This window comes from Devosia chinhatensis, assembly GCF_000969445.1.
Taxonomy (GTDB): Bacteria; Pseudomonadota; Alphaproteobacteria; order Rhizobiales; family Devosiaceae; genus Devosia; species Devosia chinhatensis.
The window spans coordinates 185,324-203,200 of record NZ_JZEY01000054.1 but is presented as its reverse complement, the minus strand read 5'-3'; the positions used below and the strand labels follow the sequence as shown (position 1 = coordinate 203,200).

The window sequence follows — 17,877 nt, the reverse complement described above, 5'->3', positions numbered from 1 at the left end:
GAAGTGCGCGCCTTTTAGCAAGGGCAGGCGTTTGGGGCAAAGGGTGATTTGACCCGTCAGTCCAGCAGCGGCAGCAGGCGCGCCCGCACCAGCGCAGAGATATCGCCGAAAAGCTCGGACGCCAGCGCGCCTGAAAGTGCATAGGCCCGGTCGGCGCGCGTCGTGTCCTTATAGGCCGCGTGCACAGCCTGGCGAATGGCCTCGCCGTCGCGCTCGTGGCGCTCGAAAAGGCTCACCGTACCCAGCTCCTGCGCCCTTCTTGCATGATAGAGGTGCTCGAGATGCTGGGGGAAAGCGACCTGCGGCAGGCCCATGCCCAGGGCCATGCAGAGGCTGCCATGCTGGCCGGCATGCACCATGATGCGGCTGCGCGACGCGATCTGCTCGACCGGAACCGGGCGCGTTTCCAGCATGATGCCGGACGATTGCAGGCGGGCGGCAAGGTCCGGGTCGATATTGGGCATGAAAAGGCGCGTGGGCAGGTCGAGGCCCGCCAGGACATCCATCAAGACAGGATCGTCGCGCTCGCGGGTGGAGAAATAGACGAAGACTTCATCGCCGCGTTCGCGCCGGCGCGGCAGTTTTTCGTTGAGCGGGGGCAGCACCGGCTGGCAACGCCAAGGGGCATAGGGGTCAAGCGCGGCAATGGTGCGGGGCATCAACGTCACCCCGGCATAAATATCGGAGAAAACCGCGATGGGCTCCCGGCCGAAATGGGCCAGGGCGGCGTTGACCGCCGCGACCAGCTCGGTCTCGTCATAGATGCGCCTGGCATGCTCGGGCAGGAGCGTGGGGAAGCGCTCCATGCCCGGCGGCGGGGTGGAATAGCCGGTGCCCACGGCAGCCATGGGAATGCCGGCAATGCGCGCGGCAAGCATGGCAATGGGCGAGAAATCGCCCACCATCAGCCGGCTCTGGCGGGCCTTGAGCGCGGCCAGCCACCACTCGATCTGGCCGATCAGCCGTTGCGGGGAGGCAAAGCCAAGGTCGCCCAGGAAATCGGCCCAGCTGGCCGTGCCCGGATTGCCCGAGGCCCGGCGGCGCCGATCATCGAAGCCCAGATAGGCACTGGGGAAGACACGTTCGCAAAGCGGGGCGATCTCGCCGGCATAATCCATCCGGCAGAGCGCCGCGTCGAAGACGAAGCCATCGCCGAGCGCTTCGGCGATGGTCTTGAGCGTCACGATGTGGCCGCGACCGGCGCCCCCTTCCCAGGCAAGAAGGACGCGCACGGGGTCAGGTGGCATTGTCGGGATAGCCGCAGACCGGGCCGCAATTGGTCTGCTGGATGTCGCAATCGGGCGGTGGCGGCGGATCGACCACAGGAGGGGTCACGACCGGAGGGGGGGCCACGGGGGGCGTCACCACCGGCGGCGGCGCCGGCGGTGGCATGAGAGGCAGGGGCGGCCCGCCGCGCATTTCCACGATGGAATCGAGCCGTTGCGGCGGAAAGACCGGATTGCATTCTTCGACATGCTGGTCCGGATCGGACAGCAGGAGGCCGAAGCAATGGAGTGTGTAGCTCACTCCCTCGGCCACCCTGTCGAAAGCCCGGGCGGGCGTCTGGGCAATTCCGGCGAGCAGGATCAGTGACAGCGCGGCAAGGCGACCGCGCCGCCTGGACCGAAACATGGTCATGGCAGCATTCCTCTGTTTTCCCTGGAAGGTCCATTCCGTCTTGCAGCCGGAGCGGCCCGCCCCTGAGGCGGGACCCGGCATGCCGCGAGGACCGTTGACGCGGCCACCTTAGGAGCCGCATCATCAGGGGCGCATCGAACAGATGTCCGATGCCCCAGGCGCGAGGGCGGGCCAGACTGGCAGAATGGAACTTTCGCTCGAATTGCGGGATCATCTGCATGGCGTGCTGACAGACCCGGCCGAATGGCCGCGCCTGCTGATGCGGCTTGCCGATCTGCTGGGCGCAGAAGAGGCGACCTTCGGGGGTGGATCGCAATGGGAGGTGCCGCGCATTTTCGCGCCGCGCACCGATCCGGGCTATGTGGGGGTCTACATGCAGACCTATCACCAGCAGAATGCCTTCATGCAATCGATGATGCAGCGGAGCCTGGGGCGCGTGGTGCCGGCCCATGCCCTGCCCGAATTCGCGGCCCTGCAACATTCCGATTTCTACAATCTGTGGTGCGCGCCGCAGCATTTCACCCAGATGTTCGGCTTTTCGCTCGCCGCCTCCGATGGCTGGTGGGGGATCATGACGGTCAACCTGACCGATGTGCCCAGCCAGGAGCAGATGGCCCGGCTCGGCGCTCTCATCCCGCAGGTGCAGCGGGCGGTGGAGATGCATCTGCTGCTCGAGCAATTGCGCTCGGCCCAGACATCGACGCTTTCGGTGCTGAACCTGTCCGGCAATGGCGGGCTGCTGCTGGACCGGCATGGGCGCGTGCTGGAAATGAACGCCATTGCCGAGGCCATGCTGCAGGCCGGGCAGTTGCGGCTGCGCGAGGGCAGGCTACGCGGGCCCGATGCCGACAGCGACGGGGCGCTGAGCCGGCTGGTGGCGCAATGCCTTTCCGAGCCGGACCGGGCCGGCGCCAAGGCGCAGATCGGAATCGGACCGCTGATCGTGCAATGCGCACCTTTCGCCGGCAGCCTGATCTTTCCCGCGCCACAGCGGCCGGCGGCGATCGTGATCATGACCGACCCGCACCAGAAGATGCGCCAGCGGCTCGCGGACCTGCAGCGCAGCTATGGCCTGACGCAGGCGGAGGCGGAGCTGGCGCAGGCCGTGGTGGAAGCAGGCAGCCGCAAGATCGCGGCCGAGCGGCGGGGCGTGACCGATGCGACGGCGCGGGCGCAGTTGTCGAGCATATTCGACAAGACCGGCGTGCGCCGGCAGACCGACCTCGTGCGCCTGCTCATGGGCGGCAGCTGAGCCGGGTCAGCCGAAAAACCCAAGCTTTGCGTCGAGGTCGCTGAGCGGCTCTGCCTCGGCAAGCAGGGTGCGGGCCTTCCGGCTGTCGCGGTCCATGGCGGTGATCAGCTCGTCCAGGCCGGAAAAGACCTCCTGGCCGCGGATGTGGCCGACGAGCGCCACCTCGAGGCTCTGGCCGTAGATGTCCTCGTCGAAATCGAACAGATGGGTTTCGAAGGGCGGGCGCTGATTGTCGAACATGGGCTTGCCATAGGCGGCGACGCCATCGAGCAGCCTTGTGCCCAGGCGGGCGCGGACGGCGTAGACGCCCTGGGCGAGCTGGAAGCCGGTGGGCGTCATCGTATTGGCGGTGGGATAGCCGAGGTCGCGGCCGCGCTGGTCGCCCTTGACCACGCAGCCTTCGAAGAACCAGTGATAGCCCAGTAGCCGGTTGGCGGCGGTGACGGCGCCCTCGGAGAGCGCGGCGCGAATGCGCGAGGACGAAATCGGTTCGTCGCCCTCGTCCATCAGGTCGAGGGTTTCCACCGCGAAGCCCAGCCGTTCGCCCTCACCGCGCAGGAAGAGCGGCGTTCCCCGGCGCTGCCGGCCGAAATGGAAATCGGCACCGGTGATGACGCCTTTGACGGCCATCTGCCGGACCAGAATGGTCTCGACGAAATCCTCGGCCTCGGTCTGCGAAAAGGCATGGTCGAAAGGCAGGATGACGATACCGTGAAGGCCCAGTGCCTCCGCCAGGCGCGCCTTGGCATCGCCCTGGGTGAGCCGGAACATGAACGGGGCCGGCGCGAAGACATCGCGCGGATGGGGCTCGAAGGTGAGCATGACGGCAGGAACATCGGCTGCCCGCGCCCGCTGCAGGAGCGCCGCGACAATGGTCTGGTGCCCCCGATGCAGGCCGTCGAAATTGCCGATGGCGACATAGGCGCCCCGCAGGTGGTCCGGCAGGGCGGCAAGGCTGGAAAGACGCGTGAACTGCAATTGCCGTTACCAGGCCAGGCGCGGCAGATAGCCGGCGGTACGGGCGCGGCTGGGCGCGATGAGGTCGGCAATGGCCTGCGGATCGGGCTTGCCGAAGGCGTCGAGTTCGGCGGCGTGGATCGAGCCGGTGATGAACAGGAGATCGATGCCGAACTGGGCAGCGCCGGTGGCATCGGTGCGCACGCTGTCGCCGATGGCCAGCACGCGGGACTTGCCGAGCCCCTTGCCGGCGGCCTCCTCGGCCAGGCGATAGGCTTCCTCGTAGATCGGCTGGTATGGCTTGCCGGCCATGTGGACCATGCCGCCCATGGCCGCGTAGAGATCGCCCAGAGCGCCGCCGCAATAGATGATCTGGTCGCCATGTTCGACCACACGGTCGGGATTGGCGCAGATCATGGGCAATTTGCGCGAGAGCCAGAAGCGGGCGCGCTCGCGGTACATTTCGGGCGTGTCGTCATCGGTATCGAGATCGGTGACGACCACGACCTCGGCATCCTCGGCACCGGTCCTGCGCACATCGAGCCCGTCATAGAGCGCATCGTCCTCGGTGGCCGGGCCGACATGATGGATGGCGCGTCCGCTGTAGCGCGCGATCATGGCCCGGGTGGCGTCGCCCGAGGAGACGATGGCGTCATAGGCGTCGCGCGGCACGCCCAGCCGGTCGAGCATGGCGACGATTGGTCCGGACGGACGCGGGGCATTGGTGATCAGCACCACCCTGCCCCCATGCTGGCGGAAGCTGCGCAGCGCCTCGACCGCCTCGGGGAATGCCGACACACCGTTATGAATGACGCCCCAGACATCGCTCAGCACCGCATCGTAGCGTCCCGAGAGGTCGGACAGACCGGAAATGGTGGGCAGGGGCGAGGTCATGGCAAGCTTTCGGCGATGGGCGAGGACACATGCCTATGTGGCAGTTTGCGGCGCAGGATCAAGCAAAAAGCGTTTTGGCGGCGCCCCGCAATGACCCGGCAGAACTTCCTTAACCCCTGATTTTCTATGGTGACGCCCTGCCATGACCGCGCGAGGAGGACGCGCGGACGGGCCTGTTCAAGGCTTGATGCCGCCAAAGTGGGGTTCCTCGAGATGTCCAAGCAAATCAAACTCGCGCTCAAGCTGCCGGCCATGGTGATCGGCATAGCCGTGCTCACCGGCGTCAGCCTGGGGATCGCCGCCTATATCAGCTCCGACGCCGTCGTGACGGAGCAGGCCGAGGCCCGGCTCGCCGCCGGCTCGGACAATGCCAATGCGGCGCTCGCAGCCTATCTGGGCGAAGTTTCGGAAGACCTGACCCTGTTTGCCGGGCGCAAGGATGTGTCGGGGGCGCTGATGGCGTTTGCCGGCGCCTATCGGTCGCTGACCGCGCAGGGCGAACCCGCCGAGCTGCTGCAGGAAGCCTACGTCACCAACAATCCCCATCCGTCGGGCGAGCGCCAGCTGCTGGAAAGCTCCAATACCCTGCTGGTCTATGATCTCAACCACCGGGCCCATCATTCCGAATTCCGGGCCTTGCTGGAAACGCGGGGCTATTCGGACGTCTTCCTGTTCGATACCGACGGCAACAACGTCTATTCGGTGCTCAAGGAAGCCGATTTCGGCACGCGCTTCGCCGAGGGTACCGGCGCCTGGGCTGACAGCGACCTGGGCCGGGTGGTGCGCGCCGCCATGACGGCGGAAGCCGGCCAGGTGTTTCTCAGCGATTTCGCCCCCTACGGCCCGAGCAATGGCGCAGCCGCCAGCTTCATCGCGGCCCCGGTCATCAACCAGGGCATGCTGTCGGGCGTCCTTGCCTATCAGATGCCCATCGGCCGGATCAGCGAGCTGCTGGCGCGCACGAAGGGCCTGGGCGAAAGCGGCGAAGTTTATCTCGTGGGCCAGGACGGGCTCGTGCGCAACGATTCTCCCAGGACAGAACTGGACGACGCACTCAGTGTGCAGCTGACCGGTCCGGTCGTGTCCGAGGCGCTCGAGGGCGGCACGGCTCTGGGCCCGATCAGCTTCAACGGCACCGGCTATATCGCGGCCGCAAATCCGCTGTCCTTCGGCGGCTCTGACTGGGCCGTGGTGGCGCTGGAGCAGGCCGACGAAATCCTGGCGCCCTCGGCAGCGCTGCGCAATACGATGGTGGTCATCGGCGTGTTGCTGCTGGCCCTGGCGACGCTGGCCAGCGTGCTGATCGCCCGGACCATAACGCGCCCGGTGGACCGGTTGACCCGCGCCATGGGCAATATCGCCGCCAACAATCTCGATACCGAAGTGCCGGGCCTGGGGCGTGTGGACGAACTGGGCGAGATGGCCGACGCCGTCGAGGTCTTCCGCCAGAACGGCATGCGCATCGCCGAACTGCGCGAGGCCGAGGACAGCATGAACGCCGAGCGCGCGGCGCAGGTGCAGATGGTCGAAGCGCTGCAACGCGACATCGACCGGGTAGTCGGGGCCGCCATCGACGGCGACTTTTCCCATCGCGCGGCGACGGATCTTTCCGATCCCGAATTGCGGCGCCTGGCCGAGAACGTCAATGGCCTGCTCGCCAATGTCGAGCGCGGCATCGGGGAGACCGGCGCGGTGCTCGCCGCCCTCGCCCAGGCCGATCTCAGCCTGCGCGTCACCGGGGAATACAAGGGCGCCTTCGACCGGCTCAAGACCGACACCAATGGCGTGGCCGAGCAATTGGGAGCCATTGTCAGCCGGCTGCGCCAGACCTCGGGCGCGCTGAAGACGGCAACCGGCGAAATCCTGGCCGGCGCCAACGATCTGTCCGAACGCACGACACGCCAGGCGGCGACCATCGAGGAGACCTCGGCCGCCATGGAGCAGCTGCGCACCATCGTGGCGGAGAACGCCGATCACGCCGCCGATGCCAGCGCCAAGGCGCGCGCCATGTCTGCCGAGGCCGAGGCCAGCGGCACGGTGATGATGCAGGCCAATGCCGCCATGGAGCGGATTACCGCGTCCTCGGGCAAGATCTCCAACATTATCGGGCTGATCGACGATATCGCCTTCCAGACCAACCTCCTGGCGCTCAATGCGTCGGTGGAGGCGGCGCGGGCGGGCGATGCCGGCAAGGGCTTTGCCGTGGTGGCGGTGGAAGTGCGCCGCCTCGCCCAGAGCGCGGCCAGCGCCTCGGCCGACGTCAAGGCGCTGATCGAGCAGAGCGCGAACGAAGTCAGCGGCGGCTCGCGCCTGGTCGCCGATGCGGCCGAAAAGCTCACGACGGTTCAGCAGGGCATCGGCGCCAATGCCGCCCTGCTCGAGAGCATGGCTCGGGCCAGCCGCGAGCAGGCCTCTTCCATCGAGGAGGTCAATGTCGCCGTGCGCCAGCTCGACGAGATGACCCAGCACAATGCGGCCCTGGTCGAGGAAACCAATGCCGCCATCGAGCAGACCGAGGCGCAGGCGGGCGAACTGGACAGGGTCATCGGCACCTTCACGCTGGCCGATGCGCAAGCGGGCCCGCGCGAGACCGAGGAAACCGGGGCGCGCGGATTGTTCGGATCGCTGGCGCGCAAGGTTGCGGGCATGGGCCGGCGCTGACGCGCCAACGGGCGCCGGGAAAGGCTGAGGCTAGACCCGGCGCAATTGCGGGCTGACGGTGCGGCCGGCGTCGAGCGACAGATCCTGCCGGATTTGTCCCGGCGCGGCCAGGTGATCGCCCTGGACCAGTACGATGCCATTGTCGAGCAGCTCGACGATCTGCCGTTCGCTGGAAATGCCGGTGGCGATCAGCGTCATTTCGTAGCGGTTCAGGTAATTGCCAATGTCGGAGAGGTGGAAGTCGGTAAAGGCGTCCGGCGTCTCGATCAATGCCGCCGCCTCGACGCGGAGCGAGCGCATGCCCATGGCCGCCATTTCGGCGACATCGACGCGCAGCGAGGTGGTGCCGGCCAGCGAGAAGCCCGCGCCCTTGCGCGCGATCTGCTCGACCAGAGCCCGCTCATGATTGGTCATGGACTGCCACTCAGTTTCCTCGACGAGGAAGGTGAGGCCTTCGAGTATGGCGCGATTGGCGTCCAGGGTGACGAGAACCTGCTCGGACGCATTGCCATCGCCCAGCGTGGCGCGGGACAGCGGCACATGCAGCGCCACCTGGGCGCCGCCCGTGCGGGCGCGGCGAGCAACCGCTATCGCCTCGATCAGCGCCGACCCTTCGATGTGGCGCAGCGCGTCGTAGCCGCCGCGACGGGGCATGAAATCGGGCGGATCGGCCAGATCGCCATCCCCGAGCACGAGACGGGGCACTAGATCATATCCCGCCACCCGGCGCTGGGGGAGCTTGAGGATGGGCTGGATATGGCACACCAGCCGATCGTCGGTGAGCGCCTGGCGCAGCGTTTCGAGCGGAATGACGGGCTCGCGCGCGTGCTGCGGGGCCCGCTTCGGCATCGGGGCGACAATGGTTCTTCCGGGGGCGTCGGACCAGCTGGGCGCCTTGCGATCCTTGGCCACCTTGTCCTCGATTTCGGCGACGGCCTCGGCCACCTGGCGGATCACCGTACCCAGCACCGAAATATCGGCCTCGACCGTCTCGAGGCGCTGGCCGGGATTGGTATCGGCAATGGCGTTGATGCGCTGGCCGAGCACCGCACCGGCCTGGGCATCGGTCGCGAGCAGACGCGAAAGATCCTCGATGGCCCGCTCCAGGCGGTTTTCGGCGCGGATACGCAGGCGCCGCTCCATGATCATCACACAGACAAAGGCGAAGACAATGGCCGCCAGGGCCGCATTGGCCGGCGTGAAGGTCAGCGCAAAATAGGCCAGGGCGCCGATCGCGACGGCGGAGAGCCCGATGAATGAATAAACCACTGCCTGCACTGGCGGACCTGCAACCCCTTCCATGGCGCCGGGGGATTCGGCACTTTGTCTTAGCATCCTGTCAGGGGCCGAAAAAGCGCCGTGGCGACACTCTCCCCGGCCAAATTGGAACGCCCTGCCCGGATGGTTGTCCCGATCCGAGACGGGAAACATGCCCCGGCAGCACAATCGGGCGACGCGGCGCGAACGGAATATTTACCCTAATCGACAACACTCGGGTAACGACAAGAACGGCCCGGATGCGGGCACGACCGGGGCAAACGCGGCATGACCATGACGAGCGGAGGCGAAAACGCCTTGAGTGGCCAACTCCTGCTGATCGACAATGACAGCACCTGCGCCGCGGCCCTGGGCTCGGCGCTGAGCGAGGCCCTGCTCGTCACCCCCCAGGTGTGCCTTGCCGAAACCGGCCGCATGGCCGCAGAACGGCTGCGCAACGGACGTTATGACATCATCATCGCCGACCTGGGCAGCCTGGCCGACCTGGCGCCCAGCATCGAGGACGCCATGGGGCGGCTGGTGCGGCTGGCCGAGGGCGCGCTGGTGCTGGCCATTGCCGATAGCGGCTCGGTGAGTGCTGCCCTGGGCGCGATGCGCGCGGGCGCTCATGATTATCTGGCCAAGCCGGTCAGCGGCGCGGCACTGGCCGGGCGGATCGGCGAGCTGGCGCAACGCCATGGCCGTCCGCGCTCGCTGGGCGTCGAAACCGGTCCCGAGCCGGTCATGGCCGATTTTGCCGGCTTCGTGGGCGCATCGAGCGCCATGCAGTTTCTCTATGAACAGATCGGGCGCGTCTCGACCTCGTCGGCACCGGTCTTCATTACCGGGGAAAGCGGCACCGGCAAGGATGTGTGTGCCGAGGCGCTGCACGAGAAGGGTCCGCGCCAGAACAAGAGGTTCGTCGCCATCAACTGCGCCGCCATTCCGCGCGACCTGATGGAAAGCGAATTGTTCGGCGTGGTGCGCGGGGCCTTTACCGGCGCACATGACGACCGCAAGGGTGCGGCGGAGCTCGCCGATGGGGGCACGCTGTTCCTCGACGAAATCGGGGAAATGGACCTGTCGCTGCAATCGAAGCTTCTGCGGTTCCTTCAGACCGGCATGCTGAGCCGCGTCGGCGAGACGGCGGCGCGCAAGGTGGATGTGCGGGTGATCTGCGCCACCAATCGCAACCCGATGCAGCTGATCGCCGAGCGGAAATTCCGCGAGGACCTGTTCTATCGCCTGCACGTCCTGCCCATTCACCTGCCGCCGCTGCGCCAGCGGCCCAGCGACATCCTGGTGCTGTCGCGCCATTTCCTGGCCCGCTATGCCCGCGAGGAGCACAAGAGCTTTACCGGCTTCAGCGCCGAGGCAGCGCAATTGCTGACCGCCGCGGACTGGCCAGGCAATGTGCGGCAGTTGCAGAACCTGATCCGCCGCATGGTGGTGATGTTCGATGGCGGGGAGATTTCCGCGCCGATGCTGAGTGCCGCCGATATCGAATCGCAACCCCTCGCGCCCGTTGCCGTCGAGGCGCCACGCGCTGAAACGCGGCGCACCGTGCTGCCGATGTGGCAGCAGGAACAGCGCATCATCGAGGATGCCATCGCCGTATTCGGGGGCAATATCTCGCTGGCCGCTGCGGCGCTCGAAATCAGCCCCTCCACCATCTATCGCAAACGGCAGAACTGGGCCGACATGGCGGCGACGGGCTAGGCTGCTGCCAGAGAGTGTCATCAATCCGGTTCAGGTCTGGCCCCGTTCATGAGCGGAGATTTCGATGACCACCGGCCACGTCTTTATCGGCACCAGCCTCGACGGTTTCATAGCGCGCAGCAATAACGACATTGCCTGGCTGACCGACTATCCAACCCCCGGCGAGGATCACGGATTTACCGCGCATATGGATCGCGTCGATGGCGTGGTGATGGGTCGCGGCACCTATGATGCCGTCAAGACTATGCGGCCATGGTTATACGACAAGCCAGTGGTGGTCCTTAGTCGATCATTGACGCAGAACCAGATTGCCCCAGACATTGCCAGCAAGGTCGAAGTCATCAATGCCACGCCGCAGGAAGCGATGGGCTTGTTCGCGAAGCGCGGCTGGCAGCGTGTTTATGTCGACGGCGGCACTGTGATCCAGTCGTTCCTCAAGGCGGGACTGATCGACGATCTGGTCATCAGCCGCCTTCCAGTCCTTATCGGTGAGGGCATTTCCTTATTCGGCCCGCTCGCCGAAGATGTCCAACTTGACCATTTCGAGACGAAAACCTTTCCCTCTGGACTGGTGCAGTCCACCTATCGGGTTAAACGCTAGGGCGTATTGGCTTCCTTGGCGCGGGTGCGCTCGAGACCGAGCCAGCGCTCGCGCAGGATGACGGCGATGCCCGAGCCCACGATGATGACGCTGCCCATGAGCATGGCGAGCGTCGGGACGTCGGCGAAGATGACGAAGCCGATGACGATGGTGAGCAGCAGCGAGACATATTCGAACGGCGCGATGACCGACATGTCGGCATAGCGATAGCACGAGGTCAGCAACAGCTGCCCGATGCCGCCGAAGAAACCCGCGCCGATCAGGAGCGCCGCCTGCTCTGGGGTGGGCCAGACCCAGCCGAAGGGCAGCGTGAGGAGGCTCAGCACCGACGCGCTGATGAAGAAATAGGTGACGATGGCCTCGGTGCGCTCAGTCTGGACGAGGGTGCGCACCTGCAGCATGGCGAAGGCGGAAAGGCAGGCGGCGGCCAAAGCGGCCAAAGCGCCGATCGTGCTGCCGTCAAGGCTGGCCGCATCGCCGGAGAACACGGTGAGGCGGGGCCAGAGAATAATGACGACACCCACAAGGCCAACGATCACCGTGGTCCAGCGGAAGATGTAGACCCGCTCGCGCAGAAGCAGCGCGGAGAGAATGACGATGATGAGCGGGGAGGCATAGCCGATGGCCGTGGCCTCGGGCAGCGGCAGCCGGGTGAGGGCAAAAAAGCCCAGGCTCATCGAGGCGACACCAACGAGGCCGCGAATGATATGGCCCACCGGACGCCTGGTGGCGAAAGCGGTCGCCAGGCTGCCCTTGAAGGCGAGCCAGGCGAGAACCGGGAGCAGCGCAAAGAAGGAGCGAAAGAACACCATCTGTCCCGAGGGGATGGTGAGCGTCGCCTTGAGCATCGTGGCCATGACCACAAAGCAGCAGACCGAGGCGACCTTGAGGGCAATACCCCGCAGCGGGCCCCCGGTCCTGCTCGACGGCAGCTTGGCGTCGATCTCGGCGGCAGGCTTAGTCACTATGATCCTATCCGGACCGGCGCTTACTCGCCGGACGCCGCTTCCAGCTTTTCCTTGGCGATGCGGGCGGTGGCGAAAGCCTTGTGCTCTTCGCCCACGGCGCTTCCGGACTTGAGGACGGCACCGGCGGCGTCCTGCACTTCCCAGTGCCAGTTGGTGTTGGGACCGACGCCGCCTTTGCGACGCAGCTTGATCTGAAGGGAGGATTGTTCGCTCATGGGATGCCTTATGGCTTAGTCTTGAGGACGGGGGAAGAGGGTGAATGCATTTGCCGGTCTATGCCTATGGAGGGCAACGCGACCGCCTTCCATACGAAAATGAATATCGAACCGCCGAATATCGCCAATTCTGAATGGCGCGAGGGCGCGCTACATTGGCGCCATCCAAAGCCGAGACGAGACATGCAGACCAAAATCGAGATCAAAGCCGCGACAGGGTCCGTCCGCTCGCTGCTGCGGGCCGAAGGCCTGGCTCTGTTCATCGCGGCCACACTCCTCTACTTGATGACAGGCGGCGTCTGGTGGATCTTTGCGCTCCTGATCTTTGCCCCCGACCTGTCGTTTCTCGGCTATGCCGGCGGCAACAGGGTGGGCGCGGCGATCTACAACGCAGCGCATAGCTATATCGTGCCGGTCGCACTGGGTCTGGCAGGCGTGCTGCTGGAAAACCAGCTTCTCCAGCATCTGGCGCTGATCCATCTCGCCCATATCGGGCTCGACCGCGCACTGGGCTACGGGCTCAAATATGCCAGCGGGTTCAAGGACACCCATCTCGGTGAACTGGCACGCCGCCGCATCCCCTGACGCGCGACAATCTGAGCGAGCCGGGCCTGACGCTCAAACCTGGCTCACATCGATCCTGATGCGGTCGCCGCCAAAGGTCAGCAGATCGCGGATGGGCTCGAAAACGCCTTCGGCATAGGGGTAATACCAGGCCTCGTCGACGCCATCGGCGGTGAGGGTCTTGATGGTGTAGAAATGAGCCGCACCCGGCCCGTCATCGGTTCGGGTCGTGTCCGAGGCCTCGAGAATTTGCGGATGCACGTCTTCGAGCGGCACGAAGACCATGGGCGGATGCCCCTGTCGCTCCATGCTCAGAGCGCGAATGGAGCTGGCGATTTCGGCGTCGTCGAAATAGATGTGGACCCGGCCGTCCACTTTGACGATGCGTGCCTCAAGTTCCCTGCGATCCATACCGATACCTCGTCCTTCTGGTGCTTTTGTTCCCAACCTAACGCATGAGAAAAAACTTCGGTTCACGCGCCTTGACTCTTCGCAGGCCCGCTCCCTATATCCGCACAGCCTTTGGCACTCACCAATCGGGAGTGCTAACAGGTCCTGATTTCTGCATTAGAAATGATGCCAAGAGGAGCAATCATGGGCTTTCGTCCCCTGCATGACCGCGTGGTCGTCCGTCGCGTCGACAGTGAAGAAAAGACCAAGGGCGGGATCATCATCCCCGACACCGCCAAGGAAAAGCCCTCCGAGGGTGTGATCGTTTCCGTGGGCCCCGGCGCCCGCGACGAAAACGGCAAGATCAATGCGCTGGACGTCAAGGCCGGCGATCGCGTGCTCTTCGGCAAGTGGAGCGGCACCGAGGTCAAGCTGAACGGCGAAGACCTGATCATCATGAAGGAAAGCGACATCATGGGCGTGATCGAGGCCTGATCGGCTTCCGCACCTTCGTCGTCCCCTCAACCAGATAGACAATTCAAGGAGCCATAAATGGCCGCCAAGGAAGTCAAGTTCTCGACCGATGCCCGCGAAAAGATGCTGCGCGGCGTCAATATCCTCGCCAATGCGGTGAAGGTCACCCTCGGCCCCAAGGGTCGCAACGTCGTTATCGAAAAGTCGTTCGGCGCTCCGCGCATCACCAAGGACGGCGTGTCGGTTGCCAAGGAAATCGAACTGGAAGACAAGTTCGAGAACCTGGGCGCACAGCTGCTGCGTTCGGTCGCCTCCAAGACCAACGACGTTGCCGGTGACGGCACCACCACCGCGACCGTTCTCGGTCAGGCCATTGTCGTCGAAGGCGTCAAGGCCGTCGCCGCCGGCTTCAACCCGATGGACCTCAAGCGCGGTATCGACCTGGCCGTTGCCGACGTGATCGAGAGCCTCAAGGGCTCGGCCAAGAAGATCACCTCGTCGTCGGAAGTCTCGCAGGTCGGCACCATTTCGGCCAATGGCGAGACCGCCATCGGTGAAATGATCGCCGAAGCCATGCAGAAGGTCGGCAACGAGGGTGTGATCACCGTCGAGGAAGCCAAGACCGCCGAGACCGAACTCGACGTCGTCGAAGGCATGCAGTTCGACCGCGGGTACCTCTCGCCCTACTTCGTGACCAATGCCGAAAAGATGACGGCAACGCTCGAAGACCCCTATATCCTGCTGCACGAAAAGAAGCTCTCGAACCTGCAGGCCATCCTGCCGATCCTTGAAGCTGTCGTTCAGTCGCAGCGCCCGCTGCTGATCATCGCCGAAGACGTCGATGGCGAAGCCCTGCCGACCCTGGTCGTCAACCGCCTGCGCGCCGGCCTCAAGGTCGCTGCCGTCAAGGCTCCGGGCTTCGGTGATCGCCGAAAGGCCATGCTCGAAGACATCGCCGTCCTCACCGGCGGCCAGGTGATCTCCGAAGATCTCGGCATCAAGCTCGAGAACGTGACCCTCGACATGCTCGGCACTGCCAAGCGCGTTGAAATCACCAAGGAAAACACCACGATCGTCGACGGTGCCGGCACGGCGGACGAGATCCAGGCCCGCGTCGGCCAGATCAAGGCCCAGATCGAGGAGACCACCTCGGACTACGACCGCGAAAAGCTGCAGGAACGTCTGGCCAAGCTGGCCGGTGGCGTTGCCGTGATCCGCGTCGGCGGCTCCACCGAAGTGGAAGTCAAGGAACGCAAGGACCGCGTCGATGACGCGCTCAACGCAACCCGCGCTGCCGTCGAAGAAGGCATCGTTCCGGGCGGTGGCGTTGCCCTGCTCCGCGCTTCGGCCAATATCAAGGCCAAGGGCGCCAATGCCGACCAGGAAGCCGGTATCGCGATCGTGCGTCGCGCCCTGCAGTCCCCGGTCCGCACCATTGCCAACAATGCCGGCGCCGAAGGCTCGGTCGTTGTCGACAAGATCCTCGAGAACCCGGCTCCCTCGTTCGGCTACAATGCCGCCACGGGTGAATATGGCGACCTGGTCGCCACCGGTGTGATCGATCCGGTCAAGGTGGTTCGCACCGCCCTGGAAGACGCCGCTTCGGTTGCATCGCTGCTGATCACCACCGAGGCTACCATCGTCGAGGCCCCCAAGGCCGAAGCTCCGGCAATGCCGGGCGGCGGCGGCATGGGCGGCATGGGCGGCATGGATTTCTAATCCACGCCCAGCTGACTAGGCTTCAAGGGTCGTTTCTTCCCAGTCACGATCTTTGTGGAAAGGCTCCGGTGGCAACACCGGGGCCTTTTTTTTGTAGGATTGGCTCGACCGTCAGCAGATCGGGTCAACCAGCGAGGAACCAATGCGAACGACACGACGCGGCAGCGCCTATGACCAGGCAGAGGCGGCCTTCAAGAGCGCGACCACCAAGCCGGTCGCAGCAGCGCCGGCCAAGCCCGCCAGCCCGCCCGAGGGCAAGGAACTGGTATCGCTGCGGCTGGACCGGGCGGTGCTGGAGCATTTTCAGGAAGACGGCCCGGGCTGGCAGGACCGGATCAACGCGGCCCTGCGGACAGCGGCGGGACTGGAAAGCGAATAGAGCCGGGCCTGCGGCTCAGGGGAAGAACAACAGCTTGAGCGCCATGGCGATCGAGACGACGACCACGAGCGGCCGGATGATCTTGACGCCATAGCGGATGCCGGTGCGGGCGCCGATATAGGCGCCGATGATCTGCCCGATGGCCATGACGATGGCAACCGGCCAGACGACGTGGCCGCCTGGAATGAAGATCACCAGGGCTGCCAGATTTGACGTGAAGTTCAGCGCCTTGGTGCTGCCGGTGGCGCGGGTGACGCCCAGACCGAACAGGACCACGAAACCAACGGTGAAGAAGGCGCCGGTGCCCGGACCGAAGATGCCGTCATAAAAGCCGATGGCAAAGCCCATGAGGGGGACGAAGAGCCGGAACGGCAGCCGTGCGGCCTTGTCGGCGTCCGAAAGCCGGGGCGCGAACAGGAAATAGAGCGCGATGGCGATGAGCGCGATGGGCACGGCGACATTGAGCAGCGAAACGTCGACCCGGCTGACCGTGAAGGCGCCAAGGGCCGACCCGGCAAAGGTCAGCGCGATGGCCGGTATCAGGTCCCGCAACGCGACGAAGCCGCGTCGCCAATAGGTCAGCACCGCCATGCCGGTGCCGACCATGGACTGCATCTTGTTGGTGGCTAGGGCCGCGACGGGGGGCAGCCCGGCCGAGAGCAAAGCCGGCACGGTGATCATGCCACCGCCGCCGGCAATGGCATCGACGAAGCCGGCCAGCATGCCGACCGCCATCAGGGCGAGGAGAACGAGGGGATCGAGCATGGCAGGGGACGCCGTTCTGGTGTGACTGGTCGTGTTCGGCTAAGAATCGCTGACGTCCAGGAGAAATGCCGCGTGACAAAGCTTTACAGGGGCAACCATGTAGCCGTCATTCTTCCGTGCTTCAACGAGGTTGCGGTGATCGCGCAGGTGATCGCCGATTTTCGCGCCGCCCTGCCGGAAGCCAGCATCCATGTGTTCGACAATGCCTCCACGGACGGCACGGCCGAGGCGGCGCAGGCGGCGGGCGCGATTGTCCGGCATGTGCCCCAGCGCGGCAAGGGAAACGTGGTGCGGCGCCAGTTTGCCGATGTCGACGCCGATGTCTATGTGATGGCGGACGGGGACGGCACTTATGATGCCGGGCAGAGCCGGGCGCTGGTGGACCTGCTGCTCGATGGCGGGCTCGACATGGTGGTGGGCACGCGCCAGAGCAGCGGCGAAGGCGGCGAATTCAGGCGCGGCCACCTGCTCGGCAATCGCCTGCTGACCGGGACGGTCGCCAATTTCTTCGGGCGCGGCTTTACCGACATGCTCTCGGGCTATCGCGTGCTGTCGCGACGCTTCGTCAAATCCTTCCCGGCCCTCTCGAAGGGCTTCGAGATCGAAACCGAGCTGACCATCCATGCCCTCGAATTGCGCGCCCCCTATGGGGAGATCCCGACGCTTTACGGCAGCCGCGTCGAGGGCTCGTCCAGCAAGCTCAGCACCATCCGCGACGGGTTCGTGATCGCCCAGATGATCGTGCGGCTGTTTGCGCGCGAGCGGCCGCGCCAGGTTTACCTCACGCTGGGCCTGATCTTTGCCGTGGCGTCGGCGCTGCTGGCGATCCCGGTTTTGCTGGACTATCTCGAAACCGGGCAGGTCGCCCGGTTTCCCACCGCGATCCTTTCGGGCCTGGGCATCCTGGCCGGACTGATCCTGGGTGCGACGGCCATGATCCTCGACAGCGTCGTCACCGGCCGTCGCGAGGTCAAGCGCCTGCGCTATCTCGAAATCCCCGCGCCGCGGGCCGGGGAGAGGACATGATCGGGCTCGTGCTGCGCTTTGGCCTGGCCGGCGCAATCGGGTTTGGTGTTGATGCAGGCACGCTCCTGGTCGCGGCGCCCCTGCTCGGACCGGTCTGGGGGCGGCTGGTTTCCTTTGCGGCAGCGGTGCTGACGACATGGGCGATCAATCGCAATCTCGCCTTTGCCGACAGGCCGAGAACGACCGGGAAAGGCCTGGAATTGCTGCGCTATTTCGGCGCCATGTTGCCCGGCGCCGCAGTCAACTGGCTTGCCTACGGCATCGTTCTGGCCTTGCTGGCGGAAACAACGATGGTGCTCGTGCTGGCGGTGGCGGCAGGAAGCCTTGCGGGCATGGCGACAAATCTTGTCGCGGCAGACCGGCTGGTGTTTCGCCGGCGCGAGCTTTAGCGTTTACAC

Annotated in this window: 19 protein-coding genes; 10 read left to right on the top strand and 9 right to left on the bottom strand. The window is 65.3% G+C overall.

The window, feature by feature from the left end; all coding sequences use genetic code 11:
- Positions 1 to 56 precede the first annotated feature (56 nt).
- Together VE26_RS01145 and VE26_RS17705 are read right to left on the bottom strand one after the other, a co-directional pair.
- Positions 57 to 1,247 (bottom strand): glycosyltransferase, encoded by a 1,191-nt coding sequence (locus VE26_RS01145; protein ID WP_046103408.1) that lies wholly within the window; start codon positions 1,245 to 1,247, stop codon positions 57 to 59.
- On the bottom strand, positions 1,237 to 1,638 hold the full coding sequence (locus VE26_RS17705) for a hypothetical protein (protein ID WP_046103407.1): 402 nt from the start codon (positions 1,636 to 1,638) through the stop codon (positions 1,237 to 1,239). Before VE26_RS17705 ends, VE26_RS01145 begins: the two co-directional genes overlap by 11 nt.
- Before the next feature lie 184 nt (positions 1,639 to 1,822).
- On the opposite strand from VE26_RS17705, the gene VE26_RS01135 reads away from it, so the two are divergent.
- Entirely contained in the window at positions 1,823 to 2,890 is a 1,068-nt protein-coding gene (locus VE26_RS01135; protein ID WP_046103406.1) for a helix-turn-helix transcriptional regulator, read from the top strand.
- Between the two features lie 6 nt (positions 2,891 to 2,896).
- On the opposite strand, the gene VE26_RS01130 is transcribed toward VE26_RS01135, so the two are convergent.
- Together VE26_RS01130 and VE26_RS01125 are read right to left on the bottom strand one after the other, a co-directional pair.
- Positions 2,897 to 3,868 carry a bifunctional riboflavin kinase/FAD synthetase gene (locus VE26_RS01130; protein ID WP_046103405.1) on the bottom strand — a complete coding sequence of 324 codons (972 nt, stop codon included), beginning with the start codon at positions 3,866 to 3,868 and terminating at the stop codon, positions 2,897 to 2,899.
- A 6-nt stretch (positions 3,869 to 3,874) separates the two neighbouring features.
- Positions 3,875 to 4,741 carry a TIGR01459 family HAD-type hydrolase gene (locus VE26_RS01125; protein ID WP_046103404.1) on the bottom strand — a complete coding sequence of 289 codons (867 nt, stop codon included), beginning with the start codon at positions 4,739 to 4,741 and terminating at the stop codon, positions 3,875 to 3,877.
- A 213-nt stretch (positions 4,742 to 4,954) separates the two neighbouring features.
- Here VE26_RS01125 and VE26_RS16930 point away from each other — a divergent pair, with 213 nt between their 5' ends.
- Positions 4,955 to 7,402, top strand: a complete 2,448-nt coding sequence (locus tag VE26_RS16930) for a methyl-accepting chemotaxis protein (RefSeq protein ID WP_052715580.1) — start codon at positions 4,955 to 4,957, stop codon at positions 7,400 to 7,402.
- A 30-nt stretch (positions 7,403 to 7,432) separates the two neighbouring features.
- Here the strand turns inward: VE26_RS16930 and VE26_RS01115 are convergent, their stop codons facing one another.
- Positions 7,433 to 8,671 carry an EAL domain-containing protein gene (locus VE26_RS01115; protein WP_160297774.1) on the bottom strand — a complete coding sequence of 413 codons (1,239 nt, stop codon included), beginning with the start codon at positions 8,669 to 8,671 and terminating at the stop codon, positions 7,433 to 7,435.
- Positions 8,672 to 8,977: 306 nt separating this feature from the next.
- Between VE26_RS01115 and VE26_RS01110 the strand changes: the two genes are divergently transcribed.
- Positions 8,978 to 10,378 (top strand): sigma-54-dependent transcriptional regulator, encoded by a 1,401-nt coding sequence (locus VE26_RS01110; protein ID WP_244465600.1) that lies wholly within the window; start codon positions 8,978 to 8,980, stop codon positions 10,376 to 10,378.
- 64 nt (positions 10,379 to 10,442) lie between these two features.
- Complete coding sequence (locus VE26_RS01105; RefSeq protein WP_046103402.1) at positions 10,443 to 10,979, top strand: dihydrofolate reductase family protein; 537 nt, start codon at positions 10,443 to 10,445, stop codon at positions 10,977 to 10,979.
- Here the strand turns inward: VE26_RS01105 and VE26_RS01100 are convergent.
- Positions 10,976 to 11,947 (bottom strand): DMT family transporter, encoded by a 972-nt coding sequence (locus tag VE26_RS01100; protein ID WP_425283846.1) that lies wholly within the window; start codon positions 11,945 to 11,947, stop codon positions 10,976 to 10,978. The two genes, VE26_RS01105 and VE26_RS01100, sit on opposite strands and share 4 nt — an antisense overlap.
- Before the next feature lie 20 nt (positions 11,948 to 11,967).
- Positions 11,968 to 12,162, bottom strand: coding sequence for a hypothetical protein (locus VE26_RS18450; protein WP_046103400.1), 195 nt, complete (start codon positions 12,160 to 12,162; stop codon positions 11,968 to 11,970).
- Between the two features lie 183 nt (positions 12,163 to 12,345).
- Here VE26_RS18450 and VE26_RS01090 point away from each other — a divergent pair, with 183 nt between their 5' ends.
- A complete protein-coding gene (locus tag VE26_RS01090) occupies positions 12,346 to 12,747 on the top strand; it encodes a DUF4260 domain-containing protein (protein ID WP_046104874.1) in 402 nt (133 codons plus the stop codon).
- 33 nt (positions 12,748 to 12,780) lie between these two features.
- Here the strand turns inward: VE26_RS01090 and VE26_RS16925 are convergent, their stop codons facing one another.
- On the bottom strand, positions 12,781 to 13,137 hold the full coding sequence (locus VE26_RS16925; RefSeq protein WP_052715578.1) for a DUF427 domain-containing protein: 357 nt from the start codon (positions 13,135 to 13,137) through the stop codon (positions 12,781 to 12,783).
- Positions 13,138 to 13,320: 183 nt separating this feature from the next.
- Here VE26_RS16925 and VE26_RS01080 point away from each other — a divergent pair, with 183 nt between their 5' ends.
- The 3 genes from VE26_RS01080 (at position 13,321) to VE26_RS01070 (ending at position 15,688) form a co-directional block, all read left to right on the top strand.
- On the top strand, positions 13,321 to 13,611 hold the full coding sequence (locus VE26_RS01080) for a co-chaperone GroES (protein WP_046103399.1): 291 nt from the start codon (positions 13,321 to 13,323) through the stop codon (positions 13,609 to 13,611).
- A gap of 57 nt (positions 13,612 to 13,668) precedes the next feature.
- Positions 13,669 to 15,309, top strand: coding sequence for a chaperonin GroEL (gene groL / locus VE26_RS01075; protein WP_046103398.1), 1,641 nt, complete (start codon positions 13,669 to 13,671; stop codon positions 15,307 to 15,309).
- Positions 15,310 to 15,451: 142 nt separating this feature from the next.
- The gene (locus VE26_RS01070; RefSeq protein WP_046103397.1) at positions 15,452 to 15,688 is read left to right on the top strand and encodes a BrnA antitoxin family protein; all 237 of its coding nucleotides are present in this window, start codon (positions 15,452 to 15,454) and stop codon (positions 15,686 to 15,688) included.
- 15 nt (positions 15,689 to 15,703) lie between these two features.
- Here VE26_RS01070 and VE26_RS01065 read toward each other — a convergent pair whose 3' ends face one another.
- Positions 15,704 to 16,453 (bottom strand): TSUP family transporter, encoded by a 750-nt coding sequence (locus VE26_RS01065; RefSeq protein WP_046103396.1) that lies wholly within the window; start codon positions 16,451 to 16,453, stop codon positions 15,704 to 15,706.
- A 72-nt stretch (positions 16,454 to 16,525) separates the two neighbouring features.
- Here VE26_RS01065 and VE26_RS01060 point away from each other — a divergent pair, with 72 nt between their 5' ends.
- Complete coding sequence (locus VE26_RS01060; RefSeq protein ID WP_046103395.1) at positions 16,526 to 17,479, top strand: glycosyltransferase; 954 nt, start codon at positions 16,526 to 16,528, stop codon at positions 17,477 to 17,479.
- The gene (locus VE26_RS01055; protein WP_046103394.1) at positions 17,476 to 17,868 is read left to right on the top strand and encodes a GtrA family protein; all 393 of its coding nucleotides are present in this window, start codon (positions 17,476 to 17,478) and stop codon (positions 17,866 to 17,868) included. The genes VE26_RS01060 and VE26_RS01055 overlap by 4 nt, the downstream gene beginning before the upstream one ends.
- The last annotated feature ends 9 nt before the right edge of the window (positions 17,869 to 17,877 follow it).

Excerpts from the sequence above, each read along its gene's own strand:
- VE26_RS01145 (WP_046103408.1), bottom strand. The coding sequence starts at position 1,247 with ATGCCACCTGACCCCGTGCGCGTCCTTCTTGCCTGGGAAGGGGGCGCC.
- VE26_RS17705 (WP_046103407.1), bottom strand. The coding sequence starts at position 1,638 with ATGACCATGTTTCGGTCCAGGCGGCGCGGTCGCCTTGCCGCGCTGTCA.
- VE26_RS01135 (WP_046103406.1), top strand. The coding sequence starts at position 1,823 with ATGGAACTTTCGCTCGAATTGCGGGATCATCTGCATGGCGTGCTGACA.
- VE26_RS01125 (WP_046103404.1), bottom strand. The coding sequence starts at position 4,741 with ATGACCTCGCCCCTGCCCACCATTTCCGGTCTGTCCGACCTCTCGGGA.
- VE26_RS16930 (WP_052715580.1), top strand. The coding sequence starts at position 4,955 with ATGTCCAAGCAAATCAAACTCGCGCTCAAGCTGCCGGCCATGGTGATC.
- VE26_RS01105 (WP_046103402.1), top strand. The coding sequence starts at position 10,443 with ATGACCACCGGCCACGTCTTTATCGGCACCAGCCTCGACGGTTTCATA.
- VE26_RS18450 (WP_046103400.1), bottom strand. The coding sequence starts at position 12,162 with ATGAGCGAACAATCCTCCCTTCAGATCAAGCTGCGTCGCAAAGGCGGC.
- VE26_RS01090 (WP_046104874.1), top strand. The coding sequence starts at position 12,346 with ATGCAGACCAAAATCGAGATCAAAGCCGCGACAGGGTCCGTCCGCTCG.
- VE26_RS16925 (WP_052715578.1), bottom strand. The coding sequence starts at position 13,137 with ATGGATCGCAGGGAACTTGAGGCACGCATCGTCAAAGTGGACGGCCGG.
- VE26_RS01080 (WP_046103399.1), top strand. The coding sequence starts at position 13,321 with ATGGGCTTTCGTCCCCTGCATGACCGCGTGGTCGTCCGTCGCGTCGAC.
- groL (WP_046103398.1), top strand. The coding sequence starts at position 13,669 with ATGGCCGCCAAGGAAGTCAAGTTCTCGACCGATGCCCGCGAAAAGATG.
- VE26_RS01070 (WP_046103397.1), top strand. The coding sequence starts at position 15,452 with ATGCGAACGACACGACGCGGCAGCGCCTATGACCAGGCAGAGGCGGCC.
- VE26_RS01065 (WP_046103396.1), bottom strand. The coding sequence starts at position 16,453 with ATGCTCGATCCCCTCGTTCTCCTCGCCCTGATGGCGGTCGGCATGCTG.
- VE26_RS01055 (WP_046103394.1), top strand. The coding sequence starts at position 17,476 with ATGATCGGGCTCGTGCTGCGCTTTGGCCTGGCCGGCGCAATCGGGTTT.